Origin of the sequence: Actinocrinis puniceicyclus (genome assembly GCF_018283645.1) — a bacterium.
In the GTDB taxonomy this organism is placed as follows: Bacteria; Actinomycetota; Actinomycetes; order Streptomycetales; family Catenulisporaceae; genus Actinocrinis; species Actinocrinis puniceicyclus.
Map to the genome: position 1 here is coordinate 1 of NZ_JAGSXH010000238.1, position 3,777 is coordinate 3,777.

At 69.2% G+C, this 3,777-nt stretch carries 2 pseudogenes; one reads left to right on the forward strand and one right to left on the reverse strand.

The annotated features are described in order from the left end of the window. A pseudogene (locus KGA66_RS28275) lies at nt 1-1,774 on the reverse strand (hypothetical protein); the annotation flags it as partial. Nucleotides 1,775-2,220: 446 nt separating this feature from the next. Between KGA66_RS28275 and KGA66_RS28280 the strand changes: the two are divergent. Next, nucleotides 2,221-3,777 (forward strand): annotated as a pseudogene (locus KGA66_RS28280) (LamG-like jellyroll fold domain-containing protein); the annotation flags it as partial.

The following is a 3,777-nucleotide window of genomic DNA, read 5'->3' on the forward strand; positions in this document are numbered from 1 at the left end:
GCACGTCCGGCCAACTCGAGGTGGAACCGGAGATCCCGGAGGTCGCGCACCCGGTGGCGGAGGTGTCGCAGCGCCCGTTGACGGTGAAGGACACCTCACCTGCGGGGGTGGTGGTGTACACCTGGCCGGCACGCTGCCCGTACTTGATCTGCGAGAGGTACCCGCCGCGGGTGTAGGCCGACGCCGCGGGCGCGGTGGCGCCCTGGTCCATCGCGTAGTAGTTGGTCTCGGTGCTGTACCAGTACGAGATCGCGTCGCTGTGGGTGTCCACGACGTAGTCCAGGTTCCACCGGTAGGCCTGCTGGCACCAAGAATTGGCGAAGGTCGTGTTGTAGCAGGGCTGCCCGGATGCGGTGGAGTACACCGGCTCGGTCCACACCGAGTTGGTGATCGCGTCCCCCGACGCGAAGCCGGGCAGCTGGTTCTGCCCGAAGTAGTACTGGGTGCCGTCGGTGGTGGTCACCACCCAGTACTCGCCGTTGTGTGCGCCGTTGGGTGCGCCGGTCTTGAACTGGATCAGCTCGTTGCTGTCGTTCGCCGGGTGGTACGCCCCGGTGAGGTCGTCCTTCACCAGGGTGCTGGTCGACCCGTTCAGCGAGATCGTCAGCGTGTTGTTACTCGACCAGCAGTTGTCGTAGGTCTGCGTCGTGCCCGTCGGGTTCTGGTGGCAGGACTGGTAGGAGCGTTCGATATAGGACTGCGGCAGGCTCCATCCGTCCCCGACGTTCGAAGCCTGGTTGTTGGTGGAGGAGGTCAGCCCGTCCTGGGCCTGGGAGTTGTAGGACAGTTGCACCTTCGGCGCAAGGCCACCGGGCACTGCGGGCACCGGGACCGGGTAGGACCAGGTGAACGCGTCCGCCGACCCGCCCGCCTGCCAGGAGCCCGACGGCTTGAGCGAGGTGGCCGTGAAGTCACCACCCCCGCCGCCGGCGTCCGAGGACGTCGTGGACGTCAGACCTATCACCATCGCCGGTGCCGCGGCCCGCCGGGACTGCGCGCCCGCCACGGTCGCGGAAGACCGCGCGACGGGCCGAGTCGAACCCGACAGCGCGACGTCCGCTTCCACGGTGTGGGTCTTGAGTTCATTGGTGAACCTCACCGGGGTCTGCGTGCGGCACGCCGCAACCCCCGGGGTGGTCAGCGCGCAGGCCGGCAGCGCGACCAAAGCAAGGCGCGCGTCCCAGTCACCGCCGAACGCGTCCTGGAACTGCGCGTAAGAGAGCGTCACGTGCACCGGCGCCGGGGCGCTCGCGCCGTCCGTACGCGCCAGGGACATCAGCACGCCGTTCACGCCCGCCTTGCCGGCGGCAGTCCGGGGCGCGATCGACACGCGCGCGCTGACCGGCCCGCCCGCCCAGGCGCCGGCCGAACGGGCGATCCACACCGGCAGCGCACCGGCCCGCACCGGGGCAGCAGCAGGGCCCGCGTGCAACGCGGCAGCACCAGCGCTGCCGAGACCACCGCTGGGTTGTGCCGCGGTCAACAGGGCGTCCGCGCTGCCCGCGGGCCACACCGGGACCGCACCCTTCCGGCTGCTCATAGGCACCGGCTTGCGGTAGTCCGACACGATCGGGCTGACCGGGACCGACGCGGTGCGCGGCACCGGCGGCGCACCGCGTCCCACGGCTGCCTGCGCGTGCGCGCCGCCCGCAAGCAGACCCGTGCCCAACGCCACCGTGGCCACGGCGCTGATCAGCGAGCGCGCCGCCCGCCGGCGTGCGCTCGCCTTCGCGTCCCGACCCACGTATCCGCCCCTGCGCACCCCGAACGCCATGCGAACCCGCCCCTGTGTCGATGCCGCGATCAAGCCAGTCGAACGTTGAAGCTACCAGGGCTCGAACACTCTGGAAAGAGACGATCACGTGTACAAATGCTGACTGACCAACAGGGCTCTTACGACAGGAGTGCCAGTCATCGGTTATCACCAGCTCTGCTGCCTATAGTCCAGCGTGAGAGATCTGGATCCCCTGCCACCTGCAACGATTGCCCCTAGTGGCTGGTTCGTGCCCTGACAGGTAATGACTCTCGCCATCGCATCGCTCGCGTCGTACGATCACCGCGTCGAGGCTCACGCGCCCAAAGAGCGCGCGTGTTCTATACGTACCTTGAGGGGGAATCGTGCCCGCACGCACGAGCACATACATCAGATATCGAACAGCCACACGAAAGCACCATGCAGTCATCGCGAGCGCGTTGGCCACGGCACTGACGGCGGCGAGCATGCTCGGTGCATCGCCCGCGCTGGCCGCCACGGCGCCCCGGGACGCCGGCTCGAGCGTCGCGTCACCCACCGCGCCCAACGCCTCGGGAAGCCCGGCACCGGACCCCTCAGCATCCTCCACCACGAGCGGCAACAGCCCCCTGATCAAGATCCCACCCGCATCCGGCACAACAGCGGCGCAGCAGGCCGCCATGGCCGCCGCCGCCACGCAAGCCAAGGCCAGCGGCAAGCCCGTGCCGGTCACCGCACTGACCGACGAGGTCACCCAGGTCATCGCCCAACCGGACGGACAGTTCACCGCGGACACCAACGTCACCCCGGTGCGCGCCCTGCACGGCGGGACCTGGGTGCCGATCGACATCCGCCTGCACCGCAACCCGGACGGCTCGCTCTCCCCGAACTCCACCGCGTACGGCACCGTGCGCTTCTCCGGCGGCGGCACCGCTGCGCTCGCGACCACGTCCTCCGGCGGTGTGTCGTACACGCTCTCCTGGCCCGGGCGTCTTGTGGCCCCGCGCGTGTCGGGATCGAGCGCGACCTATCCGGACGTGCTGCCCGGCGTTGACCTGCAGGTGCAGGCCACGGACACCGGCGGGTTCTCCACCGTCCTGATCGTCAAGACCGCCGCCGCGGCACGCAACCCGCAACTGAAAACACTGAACCTCCCGACACGTATCGCCGGCGGCCAGATCACCCGCAGCCGGGCGAAAGACGGCATCACCGTCTCCAGCGGGCCTCGCGGCCCGATCCTGCAGTCCGCCAGCCCCCTGATGTGGGACTCGAACACGACCCTCGCCGCGGTCCACCCCAAGGCCGCACGAGCACACCTGCAACTGTCCCCCGACCCGTCGAACGCCGGGCACGCCGGCATCGCCGCCCGCCTCGCTCCGGTCACCACCAAGGCCACCGCAGGCACGCTCACCCTGATCCCCGACCCGGCGCTGCTCACAGGACTGCACACCGTCTACCCGCTGTACATCGACCCCACTATCGACTGGACCCCCACCACCGCGGGAACCCCCGACTACGTCGACCGCGAACAGGGCTCGCCCTGCACCAACACGTCGTTCTGGGATGCCGCGCCGCAACTGGGCAACACCAGCGAGCACGCGCTGGGCATCGGCCGCAACCTCTGGTCCAGCTGTCAGGGACTGATGGACCCCTACTTCCAGTGGAAGCTGCCCGCGGCGATCCACGGCGGCATCATCCAGAACGCCACCGTGAAGGTCACGCGCAACTACTCAGCCGCCTGCGGATCCCCCGCCTCGGCCACCCTGCACTGGAGCGGCGGAATCAACTCCGGCACCAGCTGGGCCAACCCGAAACCCGCCGACCTGGGCCACACCGTCACCCACAGTTGGCCCGCGCAGACCGGACTGAACTGCACCGGCGGCGACATCGCGGAAGGTTTCGACCTGACCTACCCGGTCTCCTCCAACACCAGCGCCACGCAGATCACCGTCGAACTCGAAGCCGACGGCGACCCGGCCGGCACCAACGGGGTGTACTGGTTCGGCAACATCCAACCCAACCCCACCCTTCAGATCACCTACAAC